Annotated in this window: 2 protein-coding genes; both read left to right on the top strand. The window is 48.2% G+C overall.

Annotated features, from left to right (window positions below):
- The coding region (gene kdgR / locus R7P35_RS24885) for a DNA-binding transcriptional regulator KdgR (protein WP_318093052.1) at positions 1 to 480 on the top strand (480 nt) is incomplete at its 5' end.
- Positions 481 to 563: 83 nt separating this feature from the next.
- On the top strand, positions 564 to 1,259 hold a 696-nt coding region (locus R7P35_RS24880), incomplete at its 3' end, for a CBS domain-containing protein (protein ID WP_140171141.1).

Here is a 1,259-nt window from a genome sequence, read left to right as displayed (position 1 = left end):
AACGAAGCCTTGCACCTTGGTGCGCTGGATGAAAATGCCATCATTTACATCCACAAAATCGACTCTGGCTACAACCTACGCATGCAATCGCGCATCGGTCGTCGCAATCCGCTCTACAGTACTGCGATTGGTAAAGTGCTGCTTTCTGAGCGCGATGAAAGCTTCGTTCGTGACGTATTGAGCGATGTCGAGTTCATTAAGCACACAGAAAAAACATTGGAAAACACCGATCAAGTGCTAGAAGAATTGGCGAAAGTACGCGATTTCCACTATGCAGAAGATAACGAAGAGCAAGAACCAGGTCTTCGTTGTATCGCTGCGCCGATTTATGACCGCTTTGGTCAAATCATTGCTGGCTTGTCTATCTCATTCCCAACCATCCGTTTCGATGAAGAGAGAATGGAATATTACGTCGGCTTACTGCATCAAGCAGGTAAAAACATTTCTGAGCAATTGGGTTACCACGATTACCCGGCATAATCAGAAACAAGAGGCAGCCGCGAGGCTGCTTTTTTTGCCACTTAGAACAACATTGAAACACCGGTTCATTTTAGAGGTAAACCATGGGCACATCCGTCACTCCAAACATCTTCGACTTTTTAATCAAAATTGACCCCTTTGATAAACTGCCAGAACCTGTGGTTGAAAGCATCGCCAACTCCGTCAAGGTCAAGTACCTCGTGAGGGGTGAAACCATCGGTTTTAGCGCCTTGTGCGATCAACGTTACCTCTACATCATCCGAACCGGCGCCATTGAACAGCGCACGCCTAACGGCGAACTGCGTGCACGCCTTGGGCAAGATGACCAATTTGGTTTTACTTTCCTCGACCCACTCGAAAATGCCGAAGATGGCTACCAAGCGGAAGCGATTGAAGATTCATTGCTCTATTTGATCCCCCATTCTGAGCTAAAACTGGTCAGCGAAGAACACCCAGAATTTGCCGACTATTTTGCCGCCCAAGCCAATGTGCGCTTGAGTTCTGCGGTGAAGTACGTTTGTCGAAAAGAAGAAAAAGGGCTGTTCTTTCGTACCGTTGGCGAGATCGCCAGTGAAAACATTGCGATTGTCGATGTGAACGACTCTATCCGCAGTGTGGCGCAAACCATGTGCGGCAAACAACGCAGCTCCTGTGCCGTTGTGATGAAAGAAGGCGAGATTATTGGCTTAGTCACCGACCGAGATATGACGAAATCGGTCGTCGCACAAGACATGGATACCAATCAGCCCATTGCCGATGTGATGACGCCAAACCCCGTG

Source organism: Vibrio sp. Vb0304 (assembly GCF_033338995.1).
Classification (GTDB): Bacteria; Pseudomonadota; Gammaproteobacteria; order Enterobacterales; family Vibrionaceae; genus Vibrio; species Vibrio alginolyticus.
Note: the sequence above shows the minus strand (reverse complement) of the source record. Positions and strands in the feature narration are given on the sequence as shown.